Genomic DNA, 18338 nt, shown 5'->3' with positions numbered 1-18338 from the left:
ATGTATTCATAAGTAATCACCGGGCATTGTTTTGACCGGAAGTTCTACAAATGATTTATTAGGCGGTGCAATGGGGCATCAGACTGTATGAGCAGTCTCCCTGCGCACCGCCAATTTTATTATCCCGACTAATTTAGGAATCGGAGGAGCAGGTTATGAGTGAAGAAATTTTAAGTGCAATTGATTCGAGTGTTTTCGGAGTTTGGTTTTTGATCGGAGCAGCTCTTGTATTCTGGATGCAGGCAGGCTTTGCAATGTGTGAGGCAGGTTTTACAAGAGCAAAGAATACAGGAAACATCATTATGAAAAACCTGATGGATTTCTGTATCGGTACTGTAGTATTTATTCTCATCGGTTTTGGATTACTCCTTGGTGAGGACATGATGGGAATCATCGGAAGACCGGGATTTGATATTTTTACAAATTATGCAAATTTCGACTGGTCCAATTTCGTATTTAACTTAGTGTTCTGTGCAACAACAGCAACGATCGTTTCAGGATCCATGGCTGAGAGAACAAAGTTCATTTCCTACTGTGTATACTCAGCAGTTATCTCAGCAATCATTTATCCTATTGAAGCTCACTGGACATGGGGCGGCGGTTTCCTTGCACAGATTGGATTCCACGATTTTGCAGGATCCACATGTATCCACATGGTTGGTGGTATCTCAGCCCTGATCGGTGCAGCATTCCTCGGACCTCGCATTGGAAAGTTCGAGAGAAATGCAAGAGGAGAAGTTGTTAAGGTAAACGCTTTTCCCGGACATAATCTTACAGCAGCCGCTCTTGGTGTTTTCATTCTCTGGCTTGGCTGGTATGGATTTAACGGAGCAGCATGTACTACAGTAGAACAGCTTGGAAGCGTATTTGTAACAACAACAATAGCACCTGCACTTGCAACAGTAACATGCATGATTTTCACATGGCTGAAGTATGGTAAGCCCGATGTTTCAATGTGTCTCAATGCTTCACTTGCAGGACTTGTAGCAATCACAGCTCCCTGCGATGTAACAGATGCTTTTGGTGCAATCGTAATCGGTATAGTAGCAGGACTTCTTGTTTGCTTCGGCGTATGGTTCCTTGATTACAAGCTTCACGTTGATGATCCGGTTGGTGCCGTAGCAGTTCACTGCTTAAACGGTATCTGGGGAACACTTGCAGTTGGACTTTTTGCAACAAACGCAGCACCCGGTTACAGCATTGCTGATGCAGCAGGAAATGAGATGACAGGTCTCTTCTATGGCGGCGGCTTCAAGCTTCTTGGTATTCAGTTTGTAGGATTTGCAGCAGTTGCAGCATGGACAGCAGTAACAATCACAATCACATTCGTAGCTATTAAAGCAATCCTTGGCCTCAGAGTTAGTGAGGAAGAGGAAATCACAGGTCTTGATGCAACTGAGCACGGTCTTGCATCTGCATATTCAGGATTCGCACTTATGGATATTTCAAACACACTGAACATGAGTGTCAATGAGAATACAGACCTTGGTGTTGATGAATATGACAAGGCTACAGAGTTCCAGAAGAATGCATCAGTTCCTGTTGTAACAGGTCCTGTTAAATCAGATTCTGCTATTCATAAGGTAGTAATTGTTACAAAGCTTTCAAGATACGACAAGCTTCGTAAGGCAATGAACGAACTTGGTGTAACCGGAATGACAGTTACTCAGGTTATGGGATGCGGAGTACAGAAGGGTTCAGGCCAGAAGTACCGCGGAGTTGAGATGGATGTGACACTTCTTCCCAAGATTAAGCTGGAAGTTGTTGTCAGCAAGATTCCTGTAGAGGATGTTATTGAGGCAGCTAAGAGAACTCTTTATACAGGAAAAATCGGTGATGGTAAGATCTTCGTTTACAGCATCGATAACGTAGTTAAGATTCGCACCGGCGAGGAAGGCGTACTTGCACTTGCAGATGCTGAATAAATATATGTAACCAGGAGGAACAACAGATATGTGCGCAATACTCACATATACAAGGGAAGAAGTCAGTAAGGATTTCTTTGAGGAAATGCTGCAAAGGACAGCATCCAGAGGGCCTGATAAATTCAGGACATTAAAGGTAAAGGGCGGATGGCTCGGTTTTAATCGCCTGGCGATCATGGGACTGAATTGCAAAGGAATGCAGCCCTTTGAACTTAACGGAAATGCTGTTATTTGCAACGGAGAGCTTTACGGATTCAAAGCCCTTAAGTCATATCTGAAATCAATGGGTTATACCTTTCAGAGTGACAGCGATTGTGAGATCATTCTTCCGCTTTATGAGAAGCTTGGAACCAAAATGTTTTCACTTCTCGACGCAGAGTTTGCGATGGTCATCTACGATGATGAAAAGAGAAAGTTCATCGCAGCGAGGGATCCGATAGGAATCAGACCTCTTTACTACGGATATGATGAGGATGGGTACATACTGTTTGCCTCTGAACCTAAGAACCTCACAGGTGTTTGTAAAAAAATATTACCTTTCCCGCCCGGACATTATTACGAGGACGGCAAGTTCATTTCTTACAGAGACATGACCGAGGTTAAGGAAATTAGAACCGACAACCTAGAGACAATTACTAAAAACATTCATGACAAGCTTTTAAACGGAATAAAGAAGAGACTGGATGCAGACGCTCCTGTTGGATTCCTTCTTTCAGGAGGTCTGGATTCATCTCTGGTTTGCGGAGTGGCCGCAAGTCTTCAGGACAAACCGATAGAGACCTTTGCAATCGGAATGGATATAGATGCTATCGACCTTAAGTATGCAAGAGAGGTTGCAGATTACATCCACAGCAATCACCACGAAGTGATCATCAGTAAACAGGATGTTCTGGATGCACTCGAGCCTGTTGTAAAGGCTCTTGGAACCTACGACATCACAACAATCAGAGCATCAATAGGAATGTATCTTCTTTGCAAATGGATCCATGAAAACACCGATATTAAGGTTGTTCTGACCGGAGAAATATCGGATGAACTTTTCGGATATAAGTACACAGACTTTGCACCAAGTGCCGAAGCCTTCCAGGAGGAAGCAAAAAAGAGAGTACGCGAACTTCATATGTACGATGTACTTCGAGCTGACAGATGCATAAGTGTTAACTCACTGGAAGCAAGAGTTCCTTTCGGAGATCTCGACTTCGTGGATTATGTAATGAGCATTGACCCCGAAAAGAAACTCAATACTTACGGAATGGGTAAGTACTTACTGCGAAAGGCTTTTGAGCCTGACAAGTTTATTCCTCATTCAATCCTTATGAGAGAGAAAGCTGCATTCTCAGATGCGGTCGGACATTCACTTCGAGATGACCTCATGGAATATGCAGAAACTCATTATACGGATGAGGAATTTGAAGAAAAAAGGAAAGCGTATACTCATGCGACTCCTTTTACCAAGGAATCGCTTTTATATAGAGAATTGTTTGAAAAGTATTATTCCGGACAATCAGATATGGTTATAGATTTCTGGATGCCCAACAAAAACTGGAAGGGCTGTGACGTAAACGATCCTTCCGCCCGCGTGTTATCAAACTATGGTGCATCAGGAAAGTAAATAAAAGGAGGAAACGGTAATGATAGAAGCAAGTAAACTTACAGAAGAATTCGGATGTCTTGTTTTTAACGATAAGATCATGAGGGAGCGTCTTCCCAAAGACATTTACAAGGCAGTACATAAGACAATAGAGATGGGTTCACATCTCGAACTTGATGTTGCTAATACAGTAGCAGCAGTCATGAAGGAGTGGGCTATTGAGAACGGTGCAACACATTTCACACATTGGTTCCAGCCTATGACAGGCCTTACAGCCGAAAAGCATGACAGCTTTATTTCACCCACTGATAATGGCGGAGTTCTCATGGAGTTTTCCGGAAAAGAACTTGTTAAGGGTGAACCTGACGCATCAAGTTTTCCTTCAGGTGGTCTTCGTGCAACCTTTGAAGCACGTGGCTATACAGCGTGGGATCCTTCATCTCCCGCCTTCATAAAAGATGGTTCTCTTTACATCCCGACAGCATTCTGCTCTTACGGCGGAGAAGCTCTTGACAAGAAGACACCCCTTCTTAGGTCAATGGAAGCTCTGTCCAAGGAAGCTGTTAAACTGCTCCACCTCCTGGGGTATGAGGATGTAAAGCGCGTAAACACCACAATCGGCTCTGAGCAGGAGTACTTCTTAATTGATAAAGACTTCTACAAAAAGAGAAAGGACCTTCTTTTCACCGGCCGTACACTGATCGGTGCACCGGCAACAAAAGGTCAGGAGATGGAGGATCACTACTTTGGAGTTATCAAGCCCAAGGTATCCGCATACATGCATGACCTTGATGAAGAGCTTTGGAAGCTTGGTATTCCCGCAAAGACAAAGCACAACGAGGTAGCTCCTTCTCAGCATGAGATGGCTCCTGTATTTGAGACAGCTAATATTGCTGTTGATCACAACCAGCTTACAATGGAGGTTATGAAAAAAGTTGCCGATAAGCATAACTATGCATGCCTCTTACATGAGAAGCCGTTTGAAGGAATCAACGGTTCAGGTAAGCACAACAACTGGTCAGTTTGCACTGACACCGGAATGAACCTTCTTGATCCCGGAAAGAATCCCGGAGAGAACATTCCTTTCCTTCTGTTCCTGATGGCTGTTATTTCAGCTGTTGATGAATATGCACCGATCCTTCGACTTTCCGTTGCATCTGCAGGAAACGACCACAGACTTGGCGGCAACGAGGCACCTCCGGCAATTATCTCAATTTTCGTAGGTGATGAGCTTGCACAGGTTCTCAGTGCAGTTGAAGAAGGCAAAGCATATGAGAGCCAGGGTAAGGTTCAGATGGCAATGGGAGCAAAGGTTCTTCCTCATTTCACAAAGGATAACACAGACAGAAACAGAACCTCACCTTTCGCATTCACAGGAAACAAGTTTGAGTTCCGTATGCCCGGTTCCTCAGTTTCAGTAGCAAATGCTAACATCGTTCTTAACACAGCAGTTGCTGAAGAAGTAGCTAAGCTCTATGAGAAGCTTTCAGCTTACAGTGGAGACGAACTTAAGGAGAAGATAAGAGAAGTCCTTAAGGAAACACTTGCAGCTCACAAGAGAATTCTCTTTAACGGAAACGGCTACACAGACGAGTGGGTTGAGGAAGCAGCAAAGAGAGGTCTTGCAAACCTTAAGTCACTTCCCGATGCAATGCCTTACTGGATCAGTGATGAGTCAGTTGAACTTTTCACAAAGCATGGCATCTTCACTAAGGAAGAGATCCATTCAAGATATGACATTCTCCTTGAGAACTACTCAAAGTCAGTTCACATCGAAGCACTTACAATGCAGGAGATGGTAAGAAAGGATCTGACAGAAGGTATTGTTTCTTATCAGAAGGATCTCGGAAAAGAAATCGCTCAGAAGAAGAGCCTTCTCGGAGACGGAAGCGCAGTTCTTGAGACAGGAGTCCTCAAGACAATCGATGAGGCATCCACAGGAATGTGCAAGGCACTTGCAACACTTGAGGCTGATACAAAGAAGGCTGAAGAGAAAGAAGATCTCCTTGAGCAGGCAGCTTACTATCAGCAGACAATTCTTTCAGATATGGATGAACTTCGTAAGTATGCTGATGAAGCTGAAGCCCTTATCCCTGATAAGTATCTCAGCTATCCGACTTACGGACAGATGCTTTTCTCACTTAGATAAAAAGTACTAACTTAACAAGGCTCCTTGAATAAACTTTATTCTTGTGAGCCTTGTAATAAAAATACTACTTGAAAATGCTATTAGATTTTTATCAATAACCTAGTGGTGAGTGTATAGCATATATGAATTTTAATCGATGATGCGTAAGCAACGAGATTAAAATTCATATATGCTATGCGCGCGCCACGGACTATTAACAAAAAAATGGTAGGAAGAGAAATGGACAATTGGATGAATGAGCGTGATGCCTGCGGTATCGGCGCGGTTATAAATATAGACGGTAAGGCCGACAATAAAGTTCTTGACGATGCGCTGAGTATTGTTGAGAAACTTGAGCATAGAGCCGGAAAAGATGCCACAGGAAAGGTCGGCGACGGTGTTGGTATTCTGGTTCAGATTTCACACAAATTCTTTGGTAAGCAGGCGCAAAAACTCGGAATTACACTGAAGGATGCCGGAGACTACGGAATCGGAATGTTTTTCTTTCCCCAGGATTCAATGAAAAGAATGTTCGCAAAGAGAATGCTCGAAGTAATTGCGGAGAAGGAAAATCTCAAGGTTCTCGGATGGAGAGATGTGGAAATTCACCCTGAGATTCTTGGTGAAGTTGCAAGAAACTGCATGCCTTATATCTGCCAGTGCTTCATAGAAAGACCTGATGATGCAGAGAGAGGAATTGAATTCGACAGAAGACTCTATCAACTTCGAAGAGAGTATGAGAAATCCTCCGAGGATACCTACATATGCTCATTTTCATCAAGGACAATAGTATATAAAGGAATGTTCCTTGTGGGACAGCTCCGCAATTTCTATGAGGATCTTTTATCACCTGATTATCATACGGCAGTTGCCCTTGTGCACAGCCGCTTTTCAACAAATACGACTCCTTCCTGGCAGAGAGCGCATCCGTACAGAATGATCGCGCACAACGGTGAGATCAATACTATCCGCGGTAACAGCGACAGAATGCTTGCCCGTGAAGAGACTATGCATTCAGATGTTTTCGGAGACGACCTTGGAAAAGTTTATCCTGTAATAGCTTCTTCAGGTTCGGATTCAGCCATGCTTGATAACACACTTGAGTTCTTATATATGAACGGCATGGATCTTCCGCTTGCAATGATGCTTACTATTCCTGAGCCCTGGAAGCACAATGATTTCATGGAACAGGACAGAAAGGATTTCTATCATTACTATGCGACAATGATGGAGCCCTGGGACGGACCTGCGGCTGTCCTTTTCACAGACGGAGAGGTATTTGGCGCAACTCTTGACAGAAACGGACTCAGACCTTCCAGATACTACGTCACCAAGGACGGTAGACTTATACTGGCTTCCGAGGTTGGTGTTCTTGACATACCCGAAGAAAAAATCCTGAAGAAATCACGTCTTTCTCCGGGACACATGCTTCTTGTTGATACAAAGCAGGGACGAATCATTTCAGATGAAGAATGCAAGCAGAAGTATTCGACCGCAAAGCCTTACGGTGAGTGGCTCGACAGACATCTTCTGCATTTAAATAAATTAACGATTCCCAATAAGAAGATTCCGAGAAGCACGCAGGAGATGCGCGATAAGCTTTACAAAGTATTCGGATATTCCTATGAGGATGTAAAGAGCCAGATCATGCCTATGGCTACAAACGGAATTGAGCCCACTGTTTCCATGGGGACAGATATCCCGCTGGCAATGCTTTCACAGCATCATCAGCCCCTGTTCTGCTACTTTAAGCAGCTTTTTGCACAGGTTACAAACCCTCCGATCGATTCGCTTCGTGAGAAGGTAGTAACGGATACAACTGTGTACATCGGATCAGACGGTAATCTTCTTGAGGAAAAGAGCGACAACTGCCGGGTACTTGAGGTTAACAACCCGATTCTCACAGGTGTTGATCTTATGAAAATCGAGGCTCTTGATCAGCCCGGTTTCCATGTAAGAAAGATTTCACTTCTTTATTATAAAAACACACCGGTGGAAAGAGCGCTTGAGCAGCTCTGTATCTCAGTTGACAGAGCAGTTGCAGATGGGATCAACATCATCATTCTCTCAGACAGAGGTGTTGATGAAAACCACATGCCTATCCCTTCACTTCTTGCAGTGTCTGCAGTTGAGCAGCATCTCGTAAGAACAAAGAGACGTACGGCAGTATCACTTATTTTAGAGAGTGGTGAACCCAGAGACGTTCACCAGATAGCTACGCTTCTTGGTTTTGGTGCAAGAGCTATTAATCCTTATCTTGCTCAGGAATGTATTGCAGAGCTTATCGATATAGGAATTCTCGATAAGGATTATCACACTGCAATCGAAGACTACAACAAGGCACTCCTTGGCGGCGTTGTAAAGATTGCTGCGAAGATGGGTATTTCTACACTTCAGTCCTATCAGTCAGCTAAGATATTTGAAGCAATCGGACTTTCAAGTGAGTTTGTAGATAAGTACTTTACAGGAACAGTCAGCCGCGTCGGTGGTATCGGAATCAAGGAGATTGGAGAGGATGTTGAGCTTCGTCACAACAAAGCCTTCGATCCGCTTGGACTTTCGACAGATACAACACTTGACTCGATCGGCTTCCACACTCTCAGAAGTGGAGAGGACAAGGAAGATCATATGTATAGTCCGAAGACTATCGTTACTCTCCAGAGAGCAGTAAGAGAAGGTGATTACGACAGATTCAAGGAATACACCAAGATGGTCGACGATGAAAACAGACCTCACACATTAAGAGCACTTCTTTCCTTTGTTCCCACCGGCAAACCGGTTCCGCTTGATGAGGTAGAGAGTGAGGAAGAAATCGTAAAGCGCTTCCAGACAGGAGCTATGTCCTATGGTTCACTTTCCAAGGAAGCACATGAGACTCTTGCTATTGCTATGAACAGACTCGGCGGAAAGTCCAATACCGGTGAAGGCGGTGAGGATGTTGCAAGATTCGGAACAGAGAGAAACAGTGCGGTTAAACAGGTTGCTTCAGGTCGTTTCGGTGTAAGCAGCAGATATCTTCAGAGTGCAAAGGAAATCCAGATCAAGATGGCGCAGGGAGCAAAGCCCGGTGAAGGCGGACATCTTCCGGGTAAAAAGGTATATCCCTGGGTTGCTTCAACAAGATTCTCAACTCCGGGTGTTGCGCTGATATCGCCTCCGCCGCACCATGATATTTACTCCATCGAGGATCTTGCACAGCTTATCTATGACCTTAAAAATGCAAATGACAAGGCAAGGATTTCAGTAAAGCTTGTATCCGAGGCAGGCGTCGGAACTATCGCATCAGGTGTTGCAAAGGCCGGCGCACAGGTAATCCTGGTATCAGGTTATGACGGAGGAACAGGTGCTGCTCCTTCTTCATCAGTACACCATGCAGGTCTTCCCTGGGAGCTTGGTGTAAGCGAAGCTCATCAGTCACTTTTGGATAACGGCCTTAGAAGCAGAGTAGTTCTTGAGACAGACGGAAAGCTTATGACAGGAAGAGACGTTGCCATAGCTGCACTTCTTGGAGCAGAGGAGTTCGGTTTTGCAACAGCTCCCCTTGTATGTATGGGCTGTATGATGATGAGAGTCTGCAACAAGGATACATGTCCTGTAGGAATTGCTACTCAGAACGAGGAACTCAGAAAGAGATTCAAGGGTAAGCCCGAGCATGTAATGAACTTCATGCTTTTTGTTGCAAGACAGCTTCGTGAGATCATGAGCGAGCTTGGCTTTAAAAAGCTTGAGGATATGATAGGAAGAACCGACTGCCTTAAGATGAGAAGCGTACCTAAGGCAAGATGTAAGGATGCTGCTGACCTTAAGAGAATTCTGGATGCTTCCTATGTTGGAAGAGATAAAAATCATTTCGAGCCTGCTGATATATATGATTTCGGACTTGAGAAAACTCTTGATTCAAAAGTACTTATTCCGGAGTATGAAAAAGGAAAAGCCGCTCTTAAAAAGAATCTGCAGAGTGCTCAGACTGACAGCGATAAGAAGAGTAAAAATGCAGAGCTTAACATCAAGGTGGATATTTCAAGTACCGACAGAAGTTTTGGAACACTCCTTGGAAGCAGAGTTACTGCAGACTTTAATAACACCCTTCCGGATGATTCCATAAAGGTTGAAGCTCATGGAGGCGGCGGACAGTCCTTTGGAGCATTCCTTCCAAACGGTGTCACTCTGAAACTTTACGGTGATGCCAATGATGGTTTCGGAAAGGGACTTTCCGGAGGAAAGGTAATTGTAAGACCTTCTGAGAAAGCGACCTACAAAGCTCATGAAAACATTATCATCGGTAATGTTGCTTTATACGGAGCTACTGCAGGAAAAGCTTATGTATGCGGAGTTGCCGGAGAGAGATTCTGTGTCAGAAATTCCGGTGCCATAGCAGTTTCTGAGGGCTGTGGTGATCACGGTCTTGAGTACATGACAGGCGGAAGAGCGGTCATTCTCGGAATGACAGGCAAAAACTTCGCAGCCGGCATGAGCGGCGGAATCGCTTATGTACTTGATAAGGAACACACATTATATCTCCGAATGAATAAGGATATGTCTTCACTTTACGAAGTCACTGAAAAGTATGACATCGCAGAACTTCACTCAATCCTTGAGGATTACGTAAAGGAGACCGATTCGGAGTACGGACGTGAGATTCTTGATAATTTCGATGACTACATCGCAGATTTCAAGAAGATTGTTCCGAATGATTATCAGAAGATGCTTACTGCAATCGGTAAATACGAGGAGCAGGGCATCGATCATGAGCATGCAGTGCTGGAAGCTTTTAAGGAGTTGACCTAAGATGGGAAAAGATACAGGATTTCTTGAATATAACAGAACAAATAACAGGGACGTTCCGCCCGAAGAAAGAATAAAGAATTTTGAGGAGTTCCACACTCCTCTTGATTCTGAAAAAAGAAGACAGCAGGCTGCAAGATGCATGAACTGCGGAGTTCCGTTTTGCCAGTCAGCAATGAACTTAAGCGGCATGGTAGTGGGCTGCCCTTTGAACAATCTCATTCCGGAGTGGAACGATGAAGTATATAAAGCTCATGATGAGCATGCATTTGCAAGACTTCATAAGACCAGCAATTTTCCGGAATTCACGGGCCGTGTATGTCCGGCACTTTGCGAAAAGGCCTGCATGTGCGGACAAAACGGCGATGCTGTAACGGTCCATGACAATGAGTTGTTTCTGGTTGAGACAGCTTATGCTAAGGGTTACATCAAACCGTTTATCCCGAGCATAAGAAGCGGTAAAAAAGTGGCTGTAATCGGAAGCGGTCCCTCCGGACTGGCCGTAGCAGACGAGCTTAATCACAGAGGACACGAGGTTGAAGTCTTCGAGAGAGAGGATGAGATCGGCGGACTTTTGATGTACGGTATCCCCAACATGAAGCTTGATAAGAGCGTAATTAAGCGTAGAAGAAAGCTCATGGAAAAAGAGGGTGTTGTGTTCCATACAGGAACCGACGTAGGAAAGGATGTTAAATCCGCTGAGCTTCTTCCGGGATTTGACGCAGTTGTTTTTTGCTGCGGTGCTAAAAAGGCAAGACCCCTTGCGGTAGCCGATCCCGAGAAGGTAAAAGGTGTTTATAATGCAGTTGATTTCCTTACATCAACAACCAAAGCGCTTGTAAAAGGTGGCGGCAAGACAGTTGCTTCACTTCAGGCACAGGGTGGATATATCGATGCAAAGGATAAAAATGTAGTTATTGTAGGCGGCGGAGATACAGGTAATGACTGTATCGGCACAGTTATAAGACACGGCGCAAAGAGCGTTACAGCTCTTGAGATGATGCCAAAGCCTCCGGTTGAACGAACTGCAAATAATCCCTGGCCGGAGTGGCCAAAGACCTTAAAGACAGATTATGGTCACGAGGAAGCCATCCATGTTTTCGGAAGTGATCCGAGAGTTTTTGAGACAACGGTGAAGGGAATAACAACAGATAAAAAGGGTAACTTAAAGCAGATCGAAACGGTTAAGGTTACCTTTAAGGACGGCAAGCTCACTGAGGTTCCCGGTTCGGAAAAAAACTTGAAATGTGATATACTTTTAATAGCCGCAGGCTTCATAGGCTGTGAAGATTATACCGCTGACGAGTTTTCACTTAAGCGCAGCCAGAGAGGCACAGTATTAACTGCTGAGGACGGCTATCACATTCAGGGAACAAAGCTTTTTGCTGCAGGGGATATGCACAGAGGACAGTCTCTTGTTGTATGGGCTATCGCAGAAGGAAGAGCCTGTGCCAAGGAAGTTGACGAGTACCTGATGGGATATACGAATTAAAATCTTGTTGGGGAAGTTGTCATGGGTGAGAATTCAGCATATTACAATGAGTTACAGAGTAGACGCAGGGATAACATCAACAGTGTCAAAGCGCTGCTGCCGCAGTATGCGCATGGATTTGTTGATGAATGTCTTTTGAAATATCAGATAAATACTGCGTACAGCTATGCCCATGACATCTACTTTTTCTTCGGATACATAAAGGAGAACAATCCTCTATGCAGGAATCTTGAGATAAAGGATATCCCTCTTATGGTGCTTGAGCACATGAAGGCACCGGATATAAATGAATTCCAGACCTATGTCGCGCAGGGACATAAGGTCACAAAGTCAGGCATCAAGCAGGCGAGGGAGAGAGCCATCGCGAGAAAAATGGCCTCTGTAAGGAATTTCTTCAAGTACCTGATTAAGTTCGATTATCTGGAGAATGATCCTACTCTTAAAGCTGTGACGAGGTCCAGGGAAAAGCAAAGAAGATCAATCAACCGTCTCGACAGCGACCAGGTAAAGATGCTGATGGACACGGTTACCAATGTGAAGTCAGGTTCGCACCATTCACAGGTTATGAGCGAGCTTACGTCGAAAAGAGATCTTGCGATTATTACACTTTTGCTCAATACCGGAATTCGTGTATCGGAGTGCGCGGGACTTGATCTTAAGGATGTCGATTTTAAAACCAATACAATCAAGATTGTGAGAAAGGGCGGCTTCGAGGACGAGCTCTACATCAGTGAGATAGTTCGTAACACTCTTCGCGACTATATAAATAACGAGAGAGAATCTCTGATGGCTGAGGATGAGGAAGAGGAAGCTCTTTTCATATCGCTTAAGCACAACAGGCTATCAGTCAGAAGTATTCAGCACATGGTAGGAAAGTATGGTCAGAATACCGGACTTGAGAAGAAGCTCACACCGCATAAACTAAGGCGTACTTACGGAACCGCGTTATACAATAAGACCAGTGACATCTATATGGTTGCCGATGTTTTGGGCCATAAGGATGTAAACACCACGGTAAAGCATTACGCAGCAGTGGAAGAGGAGCACAAGAGACGTGCTGCCGGAATTGATATTTACGATATGAATGATGATGAATGACTATGAGGGTTGTCACATATGTGGCAACCCTTTTTTTAGCACAATTGCTTAATGAAGTATTTTAAAAAATTGTGCAACATTTTTTAATGCTGAACTGTATAATAGGTAAAGTCGATTTTATTTAGGAGGGACTATGAAAAAACAAGCATTATCAGTTTTATCGATTTTACTGGGCATATGTCTGGTAACCGGATGTGGGGGATCAAGTGGGATTAATGAATTAACAAAAAAAGTCGGGGGATTTAAATCTTCTGAGAGTACTATCGGAGAGTCCGACATACTACCTACCGATGATCAGAACGGTGACAAGGATGTGTCTTCAAATGATGATCAGAAAGGCACCAAAGACGTACTTTCAAACAATAAAAAGAGCGGTACCATAGACGTACTTTCTAACATCAAAAATAAGTATGCATCTGCTACGGTAGACAGCGCACATGAATTCGGCGAGCCTATGTATAATCTTCCCAAAGATTATGTATTTGAGTTTGACTGTAATGAAGAAGCAATGAAGTGGGATTATAACATGGCTTTCAGTGTATATACAACACTTGATTTCGAAAATTCTGACAAGTATACCCACGACTGCAGCGTATGCTCACTTGAAAACGGTAAAATATTAGTAGAACCGTCTGTTGTAGATAATTTCTATGACATACCCGAGAGCACTATTACCGCAGAAACAGATACTTTTGCTGCATGGGAAACAGAGTGTGATGGTACATGGGGAAGCCTTAATAAGCTGTATTTAGTACAGAAATACGATCTTCAAACAGGTGAGGAACTTGCTAAACCGATTATCACACCTTTTAGTATTCGCCATGACATTGAATCAACAACGGTAAAGCAGAAAATAGATGACAATAACAATTATTATCTTGAATGGACTCCTGTAAGAGGAGCTTCCTCATATCTGGTTTTTAAGCTGACTGATTTAGGCTATTATCTGGTTTATAAGACAACAGATACAAAAGCGTCTGCAGATAGTTTTTGGGGACAGCTTGATTCCGATAGGTGGAGTGAGTTAGTAAATAAGGATTTAGAAGAAAGTGGTTATGATACTACCACTTCTGAAAAACTTTACATGAATAGTGATCTGCATGATGACAAGCACTGCAAGTTTGCTGTAGTAGCCGTAAGAGATGGAAAGACATCAGGTATCAGTAATATAGTTGATTCTGATGAACTCGCTGATTTATTACCATATACGAAAGAAGGAAATCTTGAGGTTACAATAAGGCAGGTAAGCGATCTGCCAGTTTACATTAATGTGACAACAGTAAACGATAAGACTATGCAGATGATTATCGACTATCATGGATGTGTTTGCAAACATGGGGACGATGATTCAACAACATATTATCTGTTTCCTAAGATTTATCATACGGATTTATCTCCGTTTTTGATTACTGTACATGGTATGCCCTATGGTGAATTTACAAAATATGCGCAGCAGGTAGCTGACAGACAGGATAAAATTACTGCTACAATGCCTACAGGCAGAGTAGAGACAAATGTAGATGTTTCTAACGTTCCTACCATGGAAGATCCGGAGGTATCAGAAAATCCGGAGACATCAGTAGAACCTGCAATACCCGAAGAGCCTACGAGTCAGGAAGAACCAGAGGCTCAGGAAGAGCCCACAACTCAGGAAGAACCTGAGGTTCAGGAGCAGCCTACCACTCAGGAAGAACCTACCACCCAGGTTAATCCCGGTTCAGCTAATGAACTGATGACAGAAGTGGCTGACATAGTTAACACCAATTTGACATTATTGCAGGAGCAGAGCGGTGTTTCTCTGGATGATGTTATATTCGCTGAGTCACCTCTCGAAGAATGGATGGCGTACTGCCTGATGGCCAGAAGTGAATATATTCCGGTTCCTTACAGCGAGTTCCCCGAAGGAGCCGATGTAGAAGGCACGACTAACAAACTGTTATCTATGTACAGACAGAATCCTACAAGTGGTGTAATCAATGGTATTAAGTATTCATATGATTATGAGACATATATTGTAGAGTATGTTGACGATACAAATGACAGACTGGGCAAGTCGGTAGAGGAGTTTAAAAAGGCTAAGGAAGTAGCTGACTACGTAACAGCAGGCTTATCAACAGATTATGATAAGGTAGTTGCATTGAACGATTATTTCTGTACCAATGCATCCTATGATGAAAGCTCTATGTCTACTGAAGTAGATATGAATTCACTCACACAATCATTTATTGATGCTCATACACCTTACGGTATTTTGTGCAATAATTACGGTGTATGTGAAAGCTATTCAGAAGCTATGGCTCTTGCAGGAAGACTTGCCGGTCTTGACGTAATTATTGAAACCGGAGATCTGTACGGTGCCGGCGGACATGAGTGGAACAGAGTAAATATTGATGGAAACTGGTGTATTCTTGATATAACCAACAATGATAACGAGATGGTACCTAACGGTCTTTGTAACATAACGGACAGTATGGCAACTCAGCTCCTGATATCAGATAAAACATCGTATTTGTTCGATGCTTCAGCTAATACTGATTCTTATGAATACTATCACATGAACGGTGAGTATGTTGAATCTACTACCGATCTTGCAGATAAGCTTAGAGAGCAGTTAGACAGTGATGGTGTTGCGCATGTTCGCTGCAGCGAAAACATGACGCAGGATGATGTTACTGCAGTAGCTCAGCAGCTGTATAGTGAGGGCTATGACATCTCTGAAGGATATTTCGTATACAATATAGCTATACTTTCAAAGTAAAACACTTTTGTAGAGTTTGGAAAGTGAAGTAAAATAAAAAGTCGTCCTTTCAAAAATGAAGGGATGACTTTTTATGTAAAAATTACAAAAATATTACAAATATTTAAAATGTTCGTTGCAATTTCCGGCTATTGCTGTATAATTCTATTTTTGTGGGGGACTATATAATTGGAGGAGTGTTATGAAAAGAGTATTCAATGATCTCGGAAGATTTATTCTTCTGTCTGCATTCGCGCTGACATTATCTGCAGCAGTTTTAATAAGTTATCCCATGAGGGATGTTAAGGCATACGTAGAGGAAACCAAAAATTCTGACGGAACTTACACATATACAGATAGCGATACCAATGAGTCTGTTACATCAAAATGGAAAGACGGCTACGCAGAAAAATATATCGGAAAAGAAGAGGCAGCCTGTGTGATAGAGACCAAGTCCTATTACAACTTGATAGATCTTTATACTACATTGGATGTTGCAAGGTTTGGAAATTTCAGGACAAACAGTGACAAGCTCAAAGTAAAAGTGATGTACAGGCATGAAAGCAATTACGGCCTTGATAATGCTGATACCAGCTCCTGCTGGATAATCACTCCTGATGGGAAAAAACTTTACAAGGATATTTACGGAAACAGGAAAGAATTCAATGCTTCCACAGAACAGGAGATATTAAAGACAAATAAATTTGAGGCAAAAGGAAGCTATAAGATAAGGCTTTATACCAAAAAAGCCGGTAAATATGTATTTTCATATGATGCCCTGGATCACAATGGGAACGTCATTACAACAAAGACAGTAAAGGTTGTGGCCAAAGAGGATACAGATCCCATCAAAGAAGCAACCTTTGCAGGTAAGCGATTTTATGTAAGCAATGTCGGAAAGCAGAAGGGACTTAAGACTGATCTGTATAACATCAAGGGAGGCTATAACACTAAGAAATCCGGCAAGCTAAAGATTATCATGAACAAAGGCTACAAAATCAAAAAGATTGAGATGGGCTATCAACATGTAGAACGCTCCAAGGCAAGTACGGACGATAAATGGACAAACAGTTTTGCTGATGTTACTTGGAAGACAATTAAAAACGGCAGGAAGATAAAGCTTAATTCAGAGAATGTGTATTCATATTTCGATAAATATGAGAAGAAGTCAAATGAAAAAGCTCCCGGAGGTTATGACATCTACTCCGATGAAAATCATGGACAGATATCAACCACATATATTCGTGTTACCTATTATGATACAAAAAGCAAGAGAACAGAGCGGACACAGCTTTCTATCAACAGGAACATCAAATGATTCATGGAAGGTGAGATACGAGGATGAAAATGACAGGAATAATGAAAAAAGCAGTGCTGCTTTTTGCTGCAATAACTATTACACTTACAGGTTCGCTTAATGCAAAGGCTTACACGACAGTATCATGGAGCGATCAATACAAAGCAAATGTTTTTATAAACAGTGATACCAATGATTCATGTGTTAACAAGAATTCCGGAGATCATGCAGCTAATGCTTATGTATGTGAGCAGATAAAAACAAAGACGATAACAACAGAATATTACGGTACAAAAAATGAAATAACACTCTATACAACCTACGACGTTGCGAGATTCGGGAATTTTAGAACAAATAAAAAAGTCTTAAAGCATAAGGTTACCGAGAAGGTGGAGGATAATTATTCAGAGTCCAACAGCTACGTTACCGGAACGGATGGGAAAAAATATTGCAAGGATATTTTTGGAAATAAGCAGGAATACTCCGAGGCTACTATAGCAAAGGCAGAGAAAACCAATAAGTTTCACGCTTATGGGGAATACGCTATCAGGTTTTATACAAAAAAAGCAGGTACATACAAGTTTTACTATGATGCATTGGATCAGGACGGAAATGTTATAACCACTAAGACTATCAAAGTAGTTGCAATGGAAGACGGTGACCCGATAAAGGAAGCAACCTTTGCGGGAAAAAGATTCTATGTCAGCGCCAATACACAATATAAAGGAAAAGAAACCAATCTGTATTCGACTAAGGACAGAGCATATACAACAAAAAGCTCCGGTAAGCTCAAGTTTAAAATGAATAAAGGCTTTAAAATTCAAAAGATTGAAGTCGGATATACTACCGTAGGATACAGGGATAACAGTACAGATGATAGCTGGGCAATTCAGAATAAAGGAACTGTGTGGACTGAGGTAAAAAACGGTATGAAGATTACACTGTCCTCAACAGATGAGGGGAAACCATGGTATGAGAAAGCAAAGAGACATGATGCCCCCGGACAAAGCAGAATTTATAGCACAGAAAGATATGAGCAGCGTGCAAGGACGTTTATCCGGATTACATATTTGGACAAGCGAAATGGGACGACAGGAAGTTCAACATTCACAATTTACAGACTTATAAATAAATAGAGAGTTTGAAAAAATATCTCTGTAAATTTAATATAAGGTTATTTAGAGGGTCTTCTATGATAAAATTATATAAATTATCATAGAAGACTTTTTGTAATGTCGAACAAAAAAGTGAAGTTTACAAACCGAAACCGATGACAGCGGGGAAG

9 protein-coding genes are annotated in these 18338 nt (G+C 42.6%); all 9 read left to right on the top strand.

Annotated features, from left to right (window positions below; genetic code table 11):
- The first annotated feature begins 155 nt into the window (after window positions 1-155).
- The 9 genes from BMW61_RS06420 to BMW61_RS06380 all read left to right on the top strand — a co-directional run bounded on the left by BMW61_RS06420 (window position 156) and on the right by BMW61_RS06380 (window position 18189).
- The gene (locus tag BMW61_RS06420; RefSeq protein ID WP_091820433.1) at window positions 156-1925 is read left to right on the top strand and encodes an ammonium transporter; all 1770 of its coding nucleotides are present in this window, start codon (window positions 156-158) and stop codon (window positions 1923-1925) included.
- A 28-nt stretch (window positions 1926-1953) separates the two neighbouring features.
- Window positions 1954-3537: an asparagine synthase B gene (gene asnB / locus BMW61_RS06415; protein ID WP_091820432.1), complete on the top strand. Its 1584-nt coding sequence runs from the start codon at window positions 1954-1956 to the stop codon at window positions 3535-3537.
- A 19-nt stretch (window positions 3538-3556) separates the two neighbouring features.
- Window positions 3557-5665, top strand: a complete 2109-nt coding sequence (locus tag BMW61_RS06410; protein WP_091820430.1) for a glutamine synthetase III family protein — start codon at window positions 3557-3559, stop codon at window positions 5663-5665.
- Window positions 5666-5884: 219 nt separating this feature from the next.
- Window positions 5885-10432 (top strand): glutamate synthase large subunit, encoded by a 4548-nt coding sequence (gltB, locus tag BMW61_RS06405; protein WP_091820429.1) that lies wholly within the window; start codon window positions 5885-5887, stop codon window positions 10430-10432.
- Window position 10433: 1 nt separating this feature from the next.
- On the top strand, window positions 10434-11921 hold the full coding sequence (locus BMW61_RS06400) for a glutamate synthase subunit beta (RefSeq protein ID WP_091820427.1): 1488 nt from the start codon (window positions 10434-10436) through the stop codon (window positions 11919-11921).
- 21 nt (window positions 11922-11942) lie between these two features.
- A complete protein-coding gene (locus BMW61_RS06395; protein WP_022761443.1) occupies window positions 11943-13019 on the top strand; it encodes a tyrosine-type recombinase/integrase in 1077 nt (358 codons plus the stop codon).
- A gap of 133 nt (window positions 13020-13152) precedes the next feature.
- Complete coding sequence (locus BMW61_RS06390; protein ID WP_091820425.1) at window positions 13153-15777, top strand: transglutaminase domain-containing protein; 2625 nt, start codon at window positions 13153-13155, stop codon at window positions 15775-15777.
- A 181-nt stretch (window positions 15778-15958) separates the two neighbouring features.
- Window positions 15959-17074 carry a hypothetical protein gene (locus tag BMW61_RS06385; RefSeq protein WP_091820424.1) on the top strand — a complete coding sequence of 372 codons (1116 nt, stop codon included), beginning with the start codon at window positions 15959-15961 and terminating at the stop codon, window positions 17072-17074.
- Window positions 17075-17103: 29 nt separating this feature from the next.
- Window positions 17104-18189 carry a hypothetical protein gene (locus tag BMW61_RS06380; RefSeq protein WP_091820422.1) on the top strand — a complete coding sequence of 362 codons (1086 nt, stop codon included), beginning with the start codon at window positions 17104-17106 and terminating at the stop codon, window positions 18187-18189.
- Window positions 18190-18338: the final 149 nt, after the last annotated feature.

Source organism: Butyrivibrio sp. ob235 (assembly GCF_900109475.1).
Taxonomy (GTDB): domain Bacteria; phylum Bacillota; class Clostridia; order Lachnospirales; family Lachnospiraceae; genus Butyrivibrio.
This window is presented reverse-complemented; position numbering and strand designations above follow the sequence as displayed.